Genomic DNA, 15,424 nt, shown 5'->3' with positions numbered 1-15,424 from the left:
CTATGTTTTAGTTTGCACACCTTCTCCTATATTCTCTCATCTTTCTCTTCGCAAACACTCTTGCATCCTTCTCAATCCACCGCTTTTCATACATTTCATTACCGACATATAATAACTTCCGTTCATGCTGCATATCATGCCGAAACTCATGCAACAATGTTTCCAATAAGCACTCATACTTCTCCCACATACAAACGAAAATTAAACGCTTTTCTTTATGATAAAATCCGTTCAGCGGAAATAAAAATTCTTCTTCCTCTTCTCCTAGTCGGACTAACACATCATTTGTTTCACACGTATCACAGAAAAATACAGATACCTCACGCCGTTCAATTAATGAGAACACATCCCTCTGCACTTGATTTATATCCCATGGAAAATCTTCATCAAGTACATACCAGTCTCCAGCTTGTTGATATATCTTTTGAGATAGAAGCTGCATCTTCATTCTCCTTTCTATTTATTCTCTTTTATCTATATGTCACATTATCTCCTGTTTTAAACCTACACCTGCGTCACAAAATGTTTAAAATTATATATGCAAAATGGGTTGATTTTATACCATCTATTAGATTATAATAATTATAAATTAGTAATTGATACAAAACAAAAAAACGTGAAGGAGATTGATATTATGAATACACAAGTTATTGAAGTATTAAACAAACAAGTAGCAAACTGGAACGTTTTATTTACAAAATTACACAACTACCACTGGTACGTAACAGGACCTCAGTTCTTTACATTACATGAGAAATTCGAACAATTTTATACAGAAGCAGCTACGCACATCGATGAAATTGCAGAACGTATTTTAGCAATCGGCGGCAAACCAGTAGCAACAATGAAAGAATACTTAGAACTATCTTCTGTTCAAGAAGCAGCTTACGGAGAAACTGCAGAAGCAATGGTTGAAGCAATTATGAAAGACTATGAAGCAATGCTTCTTGAGCTCAAAAAAGGCATGGAAATCGCACAAGATGCAGACGATGAAACGACATCTGATTTACTACTTGGCATCTACACAGAACTTGAAAAACACGCATGGATGTTACGCGCATTCTTGAATCAATAAGAAAAACGGCAGCAGCTTAGCAATATATCGGCGCTTTTCATAATATATCGGCGCAAAGGCATCATTTATCGGCGTTTTTTCTAATATAACGGCGATTCGACACAATATAAAGACCTTTCGACCATATTCGACAAATATCACATCAAAAAATCGAGCGGGACAATTCCGCTCGGTTTTTTATTTATTTACTTATTTATTTATGTTAACTGCTTCCACTTATTCCCCATCACTGGTCGTTTGTACTCTTTCATTTTAGGAATTAACTCATTAGCCGTTTTTGCAGATACAAGCAATTCTTTATTCGATGGATTCATAAAGCCTTCCTCTGCTGCACGGTCCACCATTTGTAATAACGGTGTGTAGAATTCTGCAATGTTCAGTAAGCCAACAGGCTTTTCATGAATCCCAATTTGTGACCAACATACCACTTCAAACAGCTCTTCAAACGTTCCATAACCGCCTGGAAGTGCAATAAATGCATCAGCAAGTTCACTCATTTTTGCTTTTCTCTCATGCATCGTTTCCACTTCAATTAGTTCTGTTAAACCTTGATGAACAATTTCTCCTCTAAATAATCCACGAGGCATGACACCCGTTACACGGCCGCCTAGCTCTAATACTTGATTTGCTACTTCTCCCATTAATCCAACACAAGAGCCTCCATATACAAGCTCTATATTATTTTGAACTAGTATTTCTCCAAGCTGTCGAGCTTCTGCTTGAAACTCTGGACGCTCTCCAACATTCGATCCTGCAAATACACAAATACGTTTCATTACTCCACCCCAAAACTACATATTGTTATGCTACAATGTAATCATACTACATATTGGGAGGATGGGAAAAGGATGAGCACGAATGAATTTCAAAGCTGGGTGGAACAATTTTATTATGAGCGGGGCTGGGCACAATATAATTCCTTTATTCGCGTAAATTTTTTAGCGGAGGAAGTGGGAGAAGTTTCTCGCGTCGTGCGTGCTATTGAAATTGGTCGTGATCGTCCAGATGAACGAAAAAAAGCGAAGAAGAATTAACAATTGAGTTAAAAGAAGAAATTGGAGATGTGTTAGGAAATCTTATTATTTTAGCGCAAAAATATAATTTAGATCTACAAGACATTATGGAAACGCATGTTAAGAAACTCTCCAAGCGATTCGAATATAAATGAGAATTATTTTCAATTATGATATGATTATATCGTAATAATATGAAAGGGGTCTTTTTATGTTATCTCCAAAATTACGTGAAGCACTAAATGATCAAATGAACTTTGAGTTTTACTCCGCCCATGTGTATATGGCAATGGCGGCTTACTGTACATCAGAAAGCTATGATGGATTTGCCAACTTCTTTCTTGTACAAGCAGAGGAAGAGCGTTTCCATGCCATGAAGCTTTACAATTATATTAATGATCGCGGTGAGCGTGCGATCATTACTGGATTCGATCATCCAAATAACGAGTACGAATCCATTTTAGCTGCTTTTGAAATCGGTCTCGAACATGAACGCGAAGTCACAAAACGAATTTATCACCTATCTGATATTGCTTGGGATGAGCGCGAGCATGCTACAATCACCTTCTTAAAATGGTTTGTTGACGAACAAGTTGAAGAAGAAGCATCTTTCGATAGCACCATTCAAAAATTAAAGCGAATTACAAACGATTCAAATGCATTATTTATGTTAGATGCTGAATTAGAAAAACGCACGTTTACTCCACCAGCTGAGTAGTAGAGTAGAAAACTGAAACAGATGTCTTAGAGATGGCTTTGCCATCTCTTTTCTGTTCTAGCTTAGCTGGGTACGCAAACAAAAAAAGCATAAATCAACCGCTTTCGTCAATTTATGCTTCTTACATTGTAAAATTGGAATAAAAAAACAGATATAACGCCCTGTAGGTTCTTAGATTATAGTCATTAAAATCGAATGCTTAATAATCATTTTTATGTTAACATAGGTGTATTACAGTATATAATATACTCAGTTGGTAGGCAAAGTCTTTTACTGGACAAGTCCATAAGCTAGAGGACGCAACTAGCCTTTTAAAATTTACTATTTCAGATTCGGTGATTACTTATAGTTCATTCGAATATTGCAACGGTTTGAAAAGACATATTCACCGGCAATAGTAACTTTAAGAGCAGCTTGCTCTAAATCTTTGTGTAAATTTTTACAAATTTCCTCGAGTTGTTACGGACGAAGAAATCTTACCTGTAATGGGGAATCTTCTTTCATTCCCAAAAATTTAAGAAGTATTGCTATCGTAAAGGAGAATTGGAGATGCCAGAAACAATCACTCAAACAAAGCCTGAACAAGAATCATTACAAATTTCTGCTAGTCAAGGACAGCTTGATGTACTTGATCAGCTATTAAAGCCTGAAGTTCAAGAGTCTTTAACTACATTAGTAGAACAACTTCCAAAGTTAACTGAGCTCGTTAACATTTTAACAAAGTCTTATGATTTCGCTCAAGCAGTCGCTACTGATGAAGTATTAAAAAATGATACTGTTGGAGCAATCCAAGAACTTGCAGAACCTGTAAAAGATACAGTGAAAGCCATTGCTGCAACTGCTATCGAAGCGAAAGATCGCGCTGAAGAAAGCAACGAAGTTATCGGTCTTTTTGGCCTTTTAAGAATGCTAAAAGATCCGCAAGCACAAAAAATGTTTCGTTTTGTAAACGCTTATCTTCAAATTACTGCAGAACGCAATCATAAATAATTCTTTCTTACACAACAATTAGTAAAGACGGGGGATATCATACTATGTCAAAACAAATTGTCATCTTAGGTGCTGGTTATGGCGGACTGCTTGCAGCTTTAAATGTACGTAAACATTACAGCAAATCAGAAGCACAAGTTACAGTTATCAACCAATATCCAACACATCAAATTATTACGGAACTACACCGCCTTGCAGCAGGTAACGTTTCTGAGCAAGCAATTGCAATGCCACTTGAAAAACTTTTCAAAGGTAAAGACATCGATCTTAAAATTGCAACAGTTGAGTCATTCTCAGTTGATAGCAAAGAAATTAAACTAGCTGGTGGCACTACTTTATCTTACGATGCACTTGTAGTTGCTTTAGGAAGTAAAACTGCTTACTTCGGTATTCCAGGACTAGAAGAAAACAGCATGGTATTAAAATCTGCTGCTGATGCAAACAAAATCTACAAACACGTTGAAGACCGTATTCGTGAATACGCTAAAACGAAAAACGAAGCTGATGCTACAATCTTAATCGGCGGCGGCGGATTAACTGGCGTTGAGCTAGTTGGTGAACTTGCTGACATTATGCCTAAACTTGCAAAAAGCCACGGCGTAAATCCAAAAGAAGTTAAACTTCTTCTTGTTGAAGCAGGTCCAAAAATCCTTCCAGTATTACCTGACCATTTAATTGAACGTGCAACTACTAGCTTAGAAGCACGCGGCGTTAAATTCTTAACAGGTCTTCCTGTAACAAACGTTGCTGGCAATGAAATCGACTTAAAAGACGGTCAAAAAATCGTTGCTAACACATTCGTTTGGACAGGCGGCGTACAAGGTAACCCATTAATCGGTGAATCAGGTCTTGAAGTAAACCGTGGTCGTGCAACAGTTGATGCATACCTACAATCTACTTCTCACAAAAACGTATTCGTTGCTGGAGACAGCGCTGTTGTCTTCGCTCCAGACGGTCGTCCATACCCACCAACTGCACAAATCGCTTGGCAAATGGGTGAGTTAATTGGATACAACTTATACGCAGCACTAGAAGGCAAAGCATTCGAAGAGTTCGCACCAGTAAACTCTGGAACACTTGCAAGTCTAGGACGTAAAGATGCTGTTGCTTCAATCGGAGCAAGCTCAACTCCACTTAAAGGCTTACCAGCATCATTAATGAAAGAAGCAAGTAACGTTCGTTACTTATCACACATTAAAGGATTATTCAGCTTAGCTTACTAATCTGAATGATAGCCCGAATCATGTTTATCTATGATTCGGGTTTTTATTTAATCAAAATTCTCTACATAACTTATTCAACAAGAAAGTGACATACACCTTTTGAAATCTCTAAATATACTGTCTACTTTGTTACGATTTTGTGTATTGTAAATAATCTATGTACTCCTCTTTCTTTTTAACATGCTTCCAAAAGAATTCCCCTTCCTCAAGGAATGAGAAGGGTGAGGCATACCGTCCTCCTTACCCCGAGGGATTCTTCGATGTTGCCTTTCCAAGTTCTTCACATCTTCCATGGTCTTCACCTATTAACTCTAGGCTCGACTTCTCCTATTGCTAGGGTGCTCTTGACGAGGCGGCACGGTTCACTTTATGTTACGGTCTGCTAATTCGCTCGCATTTCTAGTAAGAAGTTACTTTGTCACAGGGCTTCAATCTTAGAATTTCTCCCCCGATTGCCTGTCAGTTACTAGGCGGCTTGATTCTTACCTAGACCGGACTTTCACCAGTGAGCAGTGCCCAGCTTAGCTGGGCACGCAACAAAAAAGCAATGAGCCCGCTGCTCATTGCTTTTTCTTTTATATTATAGCATTACCCCAACGATAATCGCTGATAAGATACTTACTAACGTTGCACCGTATACAAGCTTTAATCCAAAAGAAGATACAACATTTGCTTGTTTTGCATCGATACTCTTCGTTGCCCCTGCGATAATTCCGATAGATGAGAAGTTCGCAAATGATACAAGGAATACAGATAAAATACCGATTGTACGAGGTGTTAAATGAGCTGCTGCTTTTCCTAAATCAAGCATTGCAACGAATTCGTTTGTTACTAATTTTGTTGCCATAATTTGTCCAGCTGTTACCATTTCTGATGCTGGGATACCCATGATGAACGCTAATGGTGAGAACACATATCCTAAGATTGTTTGGAATGTAATACCGAAAATAGAATCAAATAGACCGTTAATTGCTGCCATCAATGCAATGAATCCGATTAACATCGCTGCTACTGTAACTGCAATTGAAAATCCTAACATAATGTACTCGCCTAACATTTCGAAGAACGTTTGGTGCTTGTCCTCTTGTAACTCTAAAATATCTTCCTCTTCACTTACATCGTAAGGATTTAAAATGTGAATGATAATAAATCCACTAAATAAGTTTAAAACAAGTGCTGTTACAACATATTTAGGATCAATCATTTTCATGTAAGAACCAACGATTGACATAGATACTGTTGACATAGAAGATGCACATAGTGTATATAAACGATTTTTTGGTAACTTACTTAGTTGATCTTTAACTGTAATAAATACTTCCCCTTGACCAACAATTGCCGCTGCTACTGCATTATAAGATTCTAATTTACCTAAGCCATTTATCTTACTTAATAAGAAGCCGACCGCTTTAATAATGACTGGTAAAATTCTAAGATGTTGCAGAATTCCAATTAACACCGCTAAGAAAATAATTGGAAGTAATACAGAAAGGAAAAACGTATATTCTCCTTTATTTACAAGCCCGCCAAATACAAAGCTAATTCCAGCGTCCGCAAATTTTAAAATTGCACTAAATCCGTCAGAAATTCCTTTAACTAAATAATATCCAATCTGTGTATTTAGTAAGAAATATGATAATCCTAATTGAATAACAAGCATTATAGCAATTGGCTTATATTTAATCTTTTTCCGATCAGTACTTACAAGAAACGCTAGGAAAAATACAGCAATTAATCCTACAAGAAACATAACAAATTTCATACGTGAATCCTCCATTTTTTTCGTTTCATCTATTATTCCCTATTAGTCGTTGAACGATAGACGTCTGACAATTCAGATTAAAAAAATAAGTACCTCTAAAAATAAATTACCGCCTACACTAGTAAGCGTTTGCATTGTGCAAATTTATATACTACATAGTTCATGTGGAATATGAGAATGATATCATTTTGTTCTATCCATAAGCAAATTGTAAGCGTTATCTTTCAGAAATGCAATATATTTTTTAAAGGGAAAAATAGCCAAAAAAGAACATAGAATCTTTCTTCTATGTTCTTTTTGCACCACTAACCTACTTGTTTTTCTTTTCCAGCAACTGAATCTTCCCAGCATTCCGCATTCTTTAATCCTGGGATAGAGCTTGCATGGAATACAGGGTCTTTCCCTTGCTTTTTCTGCTTCACATAGTCTTTAAGTGCAGCAAATGCAAATTTACCAAGAAGTGCAATTGCAATTAAGTTTGTGATTACCATGAATCCCATGAATAAATCAGCCATGTCCCAAACAATTTGTACAGCTGCAACAGAACCGAACATAACCATTCCAACTACCGCAATACGATATACCGTTAACCAAGTCTTGCTCGTTTTAATAAACTCAATATTTGTTTCACCATAATAATAGTTTCCTAGTAGAGAACTAAAAGCAAATAAAAAGATAATAATCGCTAAGAAACCACTTGCCCAAGATCCGACTTGTGAACTTAACGCAACTTGTGTTAACTCAATACCTGTTAAACCTGGCGTTTTGTAAGCACCAGAGCATAGTACGATAAATGCTGTAGATGTACATACTAAAAACGTATCAACTAATACACCAATCGTTTGAATATATCCTTGCTTCGCAGGGTGAGATACGTCCGCTGTTGCTGCTGCATTCGGTGCACTACCCATACCTGCTTCGTTCGCAAATAAACCACGCTTAATACCCATCATAATCGCAGCACCAACGCCGCCGCCCACTGCTTCTTGTAAACCAAATGCATTCGTGAAGATTTCTGTAAATACATCTGGAAGCAATGTGATGTTTTTAAGCACAACAAACAATGCAATTCCAATATATACAATTGCCATTGGTGGCACAATCAGTTCTGACATACGTGCGATACTCTTAACACCGCCAAAAATAATAACTGCAACTAAAAGAGAAAGTGCAATTCCAACTATATAACGGTCAAGACCAAATGCATTCTTAAATGCAAGTGTAACTGTGTTTGCTTGTACTGAGTTAAAAATCAGTCCATAACTAATTGTAATTAAGATCGAGAATACAATTCCCATCCAACGCTTATTTAAACCTTTTTCCATATAATAAGCTGGACCGCCGCGGAACCCGCTGCCATCTTTTATTTTATAAATTTGCGCTAATGTGCTCTCTACAAAACTTGAAGATGCCCCAATAAGCGCAATTAACCACATCCAAAATACCGCACCTGGACCTCCCAAAGAAATCGCTAGTGCTACACCTGCTAAGTTCCCGATCCCAATACGGGCTGCAGAACTCATACAGAAAGCTTGGAAAGAAGAAACGCTACCTTTTTTACGCGTCTTCCCTGTCAATCCATCAGTCATTAAACGCACCATTTCCCCTAGGTGACGAATTTGAACGAATTTAAGTTTAAAAGAAAAATAAAGGCCTAAGCCAATTAACATGGCAATAATAACATAAGTCCATAGAATATCATTCGTTACTCCGACGAATTTTTCTAAAATGCTAATCATATTGTCCCCTCCCTTTTTTTCACATAAATTGAATTGTATCCTAAAATCAATCAAAAATCAACATTTTTCGACAAAACAACAATTTCATATAAATTTATCTCGTTAATCCTCTATTTTTCTCCTGAATACTCAATAATACAAACGCTTTCATAAAAATAAGTCATGTTAGTTTTTCTGACATAAAAATATAATGCACATAAAAAAAGCGCAATTCCTTCTAAAAGAATTGCGCTTTTTTTATGATTTTTGTTTTCTTTTCTCTATTATTCGGTTAACAGCCTAATATTTTATTAAGAAATATTTTAAAATCTACGATAAATTATTAGACTGTTAAAAAATAGCATTAGACTGAAAAAGTGATCGGAATGTGATACCCCAAATTGGGGGTGTTTTATGTCTTTTGCGAAAGTAGCAAGTTCCACAGTTTCCGTTTCACTCGTTTACTACAAAGACAAGAAAATTACACAAGGTTTAATAATATCGTTTTCGTACGATTATCCACTACTTCATAATAAATTTCTAACCCTTTTCGAGTGCCCGAAACGATTTTAGCAGCTTTTAACTTGGCTAAATGTTGACTAATTGTACTTTGAGGCATTCCCAATTTTTCATACATTGTTGTTACATTCGTAGGGCCTTTTGCAAGCATGGTTTCTACTAAACATAAACGCACAGGATGCGCTAATACCTTTAATATTTCAGCGATATCTTCATATTTTTCTATCATGTTCCCTCTCTCCTCTTTATATATAAATATTGTGTTTACAACGTTACACTATATTATTCGAAAGGACATACGATTTTATGTCCGTCGTTTTTAAAAAAATTTTAGAAATTAAAAATCCCAACGTTTCATACTAACTCGAAGCGTTGGGATTTGTTATTATCTTTTCTTTTTAGAAGGTGCTGGCGCTTCCCAATTTACTAACAAGTCAGGACTTGTTTTCTCTTCTCCTCGTTCTAAAAGAACTGTTGCATCTTGGATTGCAGGAGTACCTTTATATTTAATAGCTTGTAACCTCGAAAGGTTTGCAACAACTTTAAAACTAAATTCTCCTGTTTTTGTTGCTTTTGGAATTAAAACACGAAATTTTTCTCCTACGTTAAACTGTGTTTTTGCTTCGCCATTTTCATTCACAAACTTTACACCTTCAGGTGCATTCGTTGCTTGCACTTGGTACGTTCCTTTTGTCGCATTTGTTTCCACTGTATACAAATCGGTTTCAAAGAAATCATTTTTTAACGTTGCTGTTTGTTTTTCTGTTGGAGTTACATTCATCGTAATCTCTTGCACTTCTTGGCTGCTCTCCGCTTTTGCAACAATTTCTTTCATTGCTTTTCCTACATTTTTATTGCGATGATCTAAATCATTAATATCGATTTGCTTCAGCGCATTCCATACAGCTAACTGCGTTGCATAATGCGCTTCTTCCCAAGTCGATACACCGAGCTCTTGCGGACTTTTTACCGGATATCCATTGAGTAATACACGGTATACCCCAATATCTGCTTTTCCTATTTCAGGTAAATCCTGACCGCTTGGTGATTTTAAATGCACATTTAAACAAAAGGCAATTTTTCCATCTGCTGTTTTAATGAGCTCAGTTCGAATTGGTTTCTTTAAAGATTTACTATAACTCCAATCCATTTGATACTTCGTATGATCCATCACTTCTGCGAATGCCTTTTCAAGCGGAAAAACGAGATTTGTGATGATGAATAGCGCGCTCACGAAGGCAATCCAGAACTTATACGGTTGTTTTAAAATCATGCTTACAGCCCCTTTTTGGATTATAATAAAGAAAATAGCAAATTTAATATGTTTAGTATTTAATTACGGGGCGTTTTTATACATGCTATTTCATGCAAAGTAAATGATCCGTATAGTAATGATTACATGTAATTGGGTGAAACTAGGAAGAATACATAGTAATTCTTAATGCATATGAGACGGACGGTGATTACAAATAGAACAGCACTTAACTTATATCATTTCCCATTATGGATATTTCGGACTGATCATTGCTTTAGTTGGAGGAATTATCGGATTACCGATACCCGATGAAACTTTATTAACTTTTGTAGGGTACTCTATATTTCAAAAAAAGATGATATTTTCTCTTGCCTTACTAACTGCATGGGTTGGCTCTTCAATTGGTATTACACTTAGTTATATATTAGGAAAAATACTTGGACTTCCCTTCTTAAAGAAATTTGGTCCTAAACTGCACATTACAGAAAATAAAATCGCTCGAACACGAACTCTCTTTCAAAAAATTGGTCCACCTTTATTGATTTTTGGTTACTTTATTCCGGGAGTTAGGCATGTTACCGCCTATTTAACTGGTATTACCCGTTTGAGCTTTCGTAAATTTTGCCTTTACGCTTACACGGGAGCATTCATATGGAGTTTCACTTTTATTAAATTAGGAATGATATTCGGGAAAGATTGGCATTTAATCGGCCATTCCATTCACCGTTATGCTTCTATCTTATTATTGGTGTTACTCGTTCTCGCGCTTTTCGTTTTGGTTTTTCTATATGTGCGCAATAAAAAAGCAAATGCGAAGCGATGCACATAAGGTGAAACTTCCATCAGTGGGGGTTTTCTTCATCCCCCACTGATGGTTAGTTGAACCAATCGGGCTTTTACGGGCAGTTATCCCCCACCTACCTTCTTCATTTTTCTCTGCATCTTGAGGTGGGGTTCTTACTGCCCGTTAATGCGGGATGAAGTGAAACTTCCACGAGATAAAGCTGAGAAAGAGACTAAAAACAAAGAAAAAACACCTCCTCAATACGGAGGTGTTTTTTCACATGAACTTTTCGTGATTATTTATGCGTTTTATTTGGCTTTTTTTTGCCTGGGTTTCCCTTGCCTTGACGCTTTTTATTTCTTTCAGCTTTCTCTTGTGTATCGTGCAATTTCTCTACAAAATTACTTGTGTTATCCACTAAAGTAGCCTCCTTGATTATCGTTCCTTTGTTACTATAACCAATTGCATGTCAAATCATGAAGTATAGTTTTACTTTAATTTAACCTGAACTGGCGGCAATGTTTTCTCAGGGTGAAACGGCGACATCCCCACTTCTAATACATAATCATTTAAGCTGAAATTCTTCACGCCATACTCTCCGTCCAATTGAAACGTTGCTTGAAATTGTAGTTTTTCCTTATCTAATACTTTCACAGTACTTCCCTTTATAACGTGAAACTCCTTATCTATATAAGCCGAATCCTTCATCTTCTTAAGGCGACTCAATTACTTTCTTCCTATTTTCCTTGTTAACCAAAATGGACTGTACAGAAGATAAAAGCTTACAATCATCATTAACTCCAGCGAGAGAAGATACCACGGCCACGGTCCGAGATAGTCTAAAAGAGAAGCGCTTTTGGGCTTTTTCATGATATACAGGTAGTTCGCTCCTAACCACTTATCAAGAAAAAATACGCAAGCTGCATAAAGGTTAACAATGAGAATGGTTACCCACATGGAAGGAATGGTCGGCCGATATTTGCAGACCACCACCATAAACAAACATGCTATCACCACGCCTCCATGCGAAACAAAAAACTCGATGTATCGAATATGGGGAAACGAAAATTTCCCAAGATCAGGTGTAATGATAGCTTGAATAGAACTGCTTAATCCCGCAAAATACATAAATTGAAAAAGTCTGAGGCTACGCGTCAGTAACATCACAATGGCCAAAATGACAGCTAAATCACTAAGTTGAAGCGGCAAAGCTGTTTTAGGCGACCAAGCATTCTCATACACGAGCCAGAGATGATTAAAAACTTCAAAAGCCAATAAGAGAAACGCTAGAGAGAAACGAAAAAGCCGTTCTCTTCCCTGCTCTTGAATCTGTTTTCTAAAAATAACCAGAAGAACACCGAGGGTTAAAATGATTCCGAGCGTCAATAAGTGCTCCCTGGAAAAAAGACGAAATGGATCCAATTTTGAATGAAATTGAAAAAATTTTTGCATATCAATAACTCCATTATCTGAGCTAATTTTATACTTAAGTATTCTTAGTATAAGACAAACTCTTCTAAGTCTATCCCCCTTCTTTGTTTTGTTATCCATTTTTCCAACAAAATGAATAGTTCATAGACATGCCGTGAACCACCCACCAACTTTTAAATAAAATTTCACTTTCATTTTTCACTTATGAAACCTTACGAAACTGTCACCTTTATGTAATGTTATTAGATAGTTACTTTACTGTTTCAATGTAATAATAAAAGCATAAGAAACAATCATAAATTTTTAAATGTTATAGGAGAGTGTCGGTAATGATCGTAACAACAACTTCTGTTATTCAAGGAAAAGAAATTATTGAGTATATTGATATTGTAAATGGTGAGGCAATTATGGGGGCAAATATTGTACGTGACATATTCGCTTCTGTTCGTGACGTTGTCGGTGGCCGTTCTGGTGCATATGAAAGTAAATTGAAAGAAGCACGTGATATTGCGATGGAAGAAATGAAAAATCTTGCGAAGCAAAAAGGTGCAAATGCGATTGTTGGTGTTGATGTAGACTATGAAGTTGTTCGTGATGGAATGTTAATGGTTGCCGTAAGCGGTACAGCTGTATGTGTGTAAATATATATAAGAAACAGCACCTCAATCAACGAGGTGCTGTTTCTTATATATAAAGCGAAACTCCATTCATACTTTTAAACCCTTTACTCCGCCGCTACAATCGGTAATGTAATAATAAACCGAACAATCCCATTCTCATATTCTGCTCGAATTTCTCCGCCCTGCAACTCCACAATACTTTTCGCAATCGCAAGACCAAGTCCCGAACCTTCTGAAACCCTACTTCTCGATTGATCTTTTTTATAAAAGCGTTCAAATACGTTCTCAAGCTCTTCTTTTGTAAATTCTTCGCTATGATTTTCAACAGAAATGAAAATATTGCGACGCTGCTTTTGAAGTGAAACTGTAATTTCTCCCTCATCTTTACTATATTTAATCGCATTCATTAATAAATTATCAAACACACGAACAATTTTTTCCGAATCCAAGGCGGCATACAGACGCTCTTCAGGAAATACTTTCACAAACGAAAGATTATGTTCTTCTGCTGGGGGTACAAGTTCTTCGATTAATTGATCAAGAAGTTCGTTTACACATACTTCTTGCTTTTCTAATGTGATTTTCTCATTTGTTAACTTTGTGTACTCAAATAAATCTTCTATTAAATTCTTTAACTGCTCTGACTTTGAAAATGCAATTCTTACATACTCATCATATTGTTCTTCATTTTCATATTTGCCATCACGAAGCAAACGCAAATACCCCATAATAGAAGTAAGCGGCGTTCGCAAATCATGCGATACATTTGTAATCAATTCACTTTTTTGCTTTTCAATTTTCCGTTCGTTTTCAATATTCGCCCTAATCTCTTCTGCCATATGATTAATATTTTCTGTTAATAAGGCCAGTTCATCTTGTCCCTTTTCCTCAATTCGATACGCTAAGTTTCCCTTCGCAATCTCTTTCACTCCTTGTGCCATCGCTTCAATTTGCTTCATCTTTCGCTTCGTTATATAGAAGAAAGAAAAGATAAATACGATAACGCCAATAAGATACGGAAAAGGCCCTTCTGTCGTGCTATATATAACATCTCCTCTTGGAATACCGCCCACGAACATATATAAATTCTTACCTTCAATTGTAACTGGATAAAAAGTGATAAATTCTTTATGCAAGTCCTCAATTTCTCTTGAACCACTATCATCAATTGGACGGTTAATCGCAAAAGACATCACATTTCGGATTGTATCGTGCAAGTTAATTTGCTCTTCCTCTGCGTGTTTTGTTTTATACAAAACTTTACCAGTTTCATCCGTAACTAGCACTTTTAAAGCATGCTGTCCATGTTCTGCATTTTGATTTTCCATATCAATCATGTTTTGCAACGCATCTACTGTATTTTCTCTCGCTATTGTCTCTGCTGTGTGCTTTGCTTCCTCATTAATTTCCTCCATACCACTGCTATAATCAATTACCGCATGTTGATTTGCTTTTTCAAAAAATGGAGCTGATAATCTTGTGGTAAAAAAGCCTAACAGGACACAAAAAATAAACGTAGTAATTAATTGAATTCTAATACTACGACGAACTTCATTTATCATTTTACTTATTACCATTTTTATTTTTTTATTTATATAATTAAATGGCTTAAATATCCTTTTCAATCTTATATCCCACTCCCCAGACTGTTTTTATATAACGAGGTTTCCTTGGATTTTCTTCTATCTTCTCACGTATTTTTCGAATATGTACCATTACAGTATTATCAGATTGAAAGGACTGTTCATTCCATATTCGCTCATAAATTTGATCCGCACTAAATACCATCCCACGATTTCTGGCAAGTAACTCTAAAATCGAAAATTCCCTCGGTGTCAATTTCACTTCTTCCTCTGCAACAATCACCTCATGTGTTGCAACATTCATTTTCATATCCCCAATTTCAATTTCATTTTCGTTTTGTATAAAGCCCCCGCTCATTTTCATATATCTGCGAAGCTGCGATTTAATTCGCGCAATCAATTCTAATGGGTTAAAAGGCTTAGTTACATAATCATCTGCCCCTGTTGTTAATCCTAAAATCTTGTCCATGTCTTGTGTTTTAGCAGACAACATAATGATCGGCATCTCAGCCACTTCTCTTACTTTCATACACATATGAATACCGTCTACTTTTGGCATCATGATATCTAATACGACTAAGTGCACTTGATGTTTCTTTACTAGCTCTAATCCCTCTGCACCATCCCCAGCCTGTAATACTTCGTACCCTTCATTTTTCAAATAAATCGTAATGAGATCCCTAATTTCTTTTTCATCATCTACGACAAGTATTGTTTCTTTGCTCACAATAGC

At 36.3% G+C, this 15,424-nt stretch carries 17 protein-coding genes and 1 pseudogene; 7 read left to right on the top strand and 11 right to left on the bottom strand.

Annotated features, from left to right (window positions below; all coding sequences use genetic code 11):
- Positions 1–7 precede the first annotated feature (7 nt).
- A complete protein-coding gene (locus ACEWFJ_RS03490) occupies positions 8–442 on the bottom strand; it encodes a DUF3920 family protein (RefSeq protein WP_473690438.1) in 435 nt (144 codons plus the stop codon).
- 192 nt (positions 443–634) lie between these two features.
- Between ACEWFJ_RS03490 and ACEWFJ_RS03485 the strand changes: the two genes are divergently transcribed.
- A complete protein-coding gene (locus tag ACEWFJ_RS03485; protein ID WP_098308912.1) occupies positions 635–1,075 on the top strand; it encodes a Dps family protein in 441 nt (146 codons plus the stop codon).
- A 197-nt stretch (positions 1,076–1,272) separates the two neighbouring features.
- On the opposite strand, the gene ACEWFJ_RS03480 is transcribed toward ACEWFJ_RS03485, so the two are convergent.
- Positions 1,273–1,851 carry an LOG family protein gene (locus ACEWFJ_RS03480; RefSeq protein ID WP_429719956.1) on the bottom strand — a complete coding sequence of 193 codons (579 nt, stop codon included), beginning with the start codon at positions 1,849–1,851 and terminating at the stop codon, positions 1,273–1,275.
- 72 nt (positions 1,852–1,923) lie between these two features.
- Between ACEWFJ_RS03480 and ACEWFJ_RS03475 the strand changes: the two are divergent.
- From ACEWFJ_RS03475 to ACEWFJ_RS03460, 4 genes and pseudogenes are all read left to right on the top strand, one after another.
- Positions 1,924–2,243 (top strand): annotated as a pseudogene (locus tag ACEWFJ_RS03475) (MazG nucleotide pyrophosphohydrolase domain-containing protein).
- Positions 2,244–2,299: 56 nt separating this feature from the next.
- Positions 2,300–2,806 carry a ferritin gene (locus ACEWFJ_RS03470; protein WP_098308918.1) on the top strand — a complete coding sequence of 169 codons (507 nt, stop codon included), beginning with the start codon at positions 2,300–2,302 and terminating at the stop codon, positions 2,804–2,806.
- 549 nt (positions 2,807–3,355) lie between these two features.
- Positions 3,356–3,796: a DUF1641 domain-containing protein gene (locus ACEWFJ_RS03465; RefSeq protein ID WP_253630818.1), complete on the top strand. Its 441-nt coding sequence runs from the start codon at positions 3,356–3,358 to the stop codon at positions 3,794–3,796.
- A gap of 44 nt (positions 3,797–3,840) precedes the next feature.
- Positions 3,841–5,019, top strand: coding sequence for an NAD(P)/FAD-dependent oxidoreductase (locus tag ACEWFJ_RS03460; RefSeq protein WP_473690435.1), 1,179 nt, complete (start codon positions 3,841–3,843; stop codon positions 5,017–5,019).
- Between the two features lie 580 nt (positions 5,020–5,599).
- Here the strand turns inward: ACEWFJ_RS03460 and ACEWFJ_RS03455 are convergent.
- The 4 genes from ACEWFJ_RS03455 to ACEWFJ_RS03440 all read right to left on the bottom strand — a co-directional run bounded on the left by ACEWFJ_RS03455 (position 5,600) and on the right by ACEWFJ_RS03440 (position 10,291).
- Positions 5,600–6,781: a NupC/NupG family nucleoside CNT transporter gene (locus ACEWFJ_RS03455; RefSeq protein WP_473690433.1), complete on the bottom strand. Its 1,182-nt coding sequence runs from the start codon at positions 6,779–6,781 to the stop codon at positions 5,600–5,602.
- A 305-nt stretch (positions 6,782–7,086) separates the two neighbouring features.
- Positions 7,087–8,517, bottom strand: a complete 1,431-nt coding sequence (locus ACEWFJ_RS03450; RefSeq protein WP_473692339.1) for an alanine/glycine:cation symporter family protein — start codon at positions 8,515–8,517, stop codon at positions 7,087–7,089.
- Positions 8,518–8,980: 463 nt separating this feature from the next.
- Positions 8,981–9,247, bottom strand: coding sequence for an ArsR/SmtB family transcription factor (locus tag ACEWFJ_RS03445; RefSeq protein WP_253630820.1), 267 nt, complete (start codon positions 9,245–9,247; stop codon positions 8,981–8,983).
- Between the two features lie 156 nt (positions 9,248–9,403).
- A complete protein-coding gene (locus tag ACEWFJ_RS03440; RefSeq protein ID WP_473690431.1) occupies positions 9,404–10,291 on the bottom strand; it encodes a thioester domain-containing protein in 888 nt (295 codons plus the stop codon).
- 196 nt (positions 10,292–10,487) lie between these two features.
- On the opposite strand from ACEWFJ_RS03440, the gene ACEWFJ_RS03435 reads away from it, so the two are divergent.
- Complete coding sequence (locus tag ACEWFJ_RS03435) at positions 10,488–11,102, top strand: DedA family protein (protein ID WP_473692337.1); 615 nt, start codon at positions 10,488–10,490, stop codon at positions 11,100–11,102.
- 250 nt (positions 11,103–11,352) lie between these two features.
- Here the strand turns inward: ACEWFJ_RS03435 and ACEWFJ_RS03430 are convergent, their stop codons facing one another.
- The 3 genes from ACEWFJ_RS03430 to ACEWFJ_RS03420 form a co-directional block, all read right to left on the bottom strand.
- Positions 11,353–11,475, bottom strand: coding sequence for a DUF4023 domain-containing protein (locus tag ACEWFJ_RS03430; protein WP_429719272.1), 123 nt, complete (start codon positions 11,473–11,475; stop codon positions 11,353–11,355).
- Between the two features lie 71 nt (positions 11,476–11,546).
- Complete coding sequence (locus ACEWFJ_RS03425) at positions 11,547–11,783, bottom strand: hypothetical protein (protein ID WP_473690429.1); 237 nt, start codon at positions 11,781–11,783, stop codon at positions 11,547–11,549.
- On the bottom strand, positions 11,784–12,509 hold the full coding sequence (locus ACEWFJ_RS03420; protein ID WP_473690427.1) for a YwaF family protein: 726 nt from the start codon (positions 12,507–12,509) through the stop codon (positions 11,784–11,786). It abuts the gene before it with no gap.
- A gap of 308 nt (positions 12,510–12,817) precedes the next feature.
- On the opposite strand from ACEWFJ_RS03420, the gene ACEWFJ_RS03415 reads away from it, so the two are divergent.
- Positions 12,818–13,129: a heavy metal-binding domain-containing protein gene (locus ACEWFJ_RS03415; RefSeq protein WP_473690425.1), complete on the top strand. Its 312-nt coding sequence runs from the start codon at positions 12,818–12,820 to the stop codon at positions 13,127–13,129.
- Between the two features lie 83 nt (positions 13,130–13,212).
- On the opposite strand, the gene ACEWFJ_RS03410 is transcribed toward ACEWFJ_RS03415, so the two are convergent.
- Both ACEWFJ_RS03410 and ACEWFJ_RS03405 read right to left on the bottom strand, forming a co-directional pair.
- Complete coding sequence (locus ACEWFJ_RS03410) at positions 13,213–14,733, bottom strand: sensor histidine kinase (protein ID WP_473690423.1); 1,521 nt, start codon at positions 14,731–14,733, stop codon at positions 13,213–13,215.
- The gene (locus ACEWFJ_RS03405) at positions 14,717–15,418 is read right to left on the bottom strand and encodes a response regulator transcription factor (RefSeq protein WP_473690421.1); all 702 of its coding nucleotides are present in this window, start codon (positions 15,416–15,418) and stop codon (positions 14,717–14,719) included. The genes ACEWFJ_RS03410 and ACEWFJ_RS03405 overlap by 17 nt, the downstream gene beginning before the upstream one ends.
- Between the last annotated feature and the right edge of the window lie 6 nt (positions 15,419–15,424).

This window comes from Bacillus sp. EA-CB0995 (genome assembly GCF_055814245.1).
This window is presented reverse-complemented; position numbering and strand designations above follow the sequence as displayed.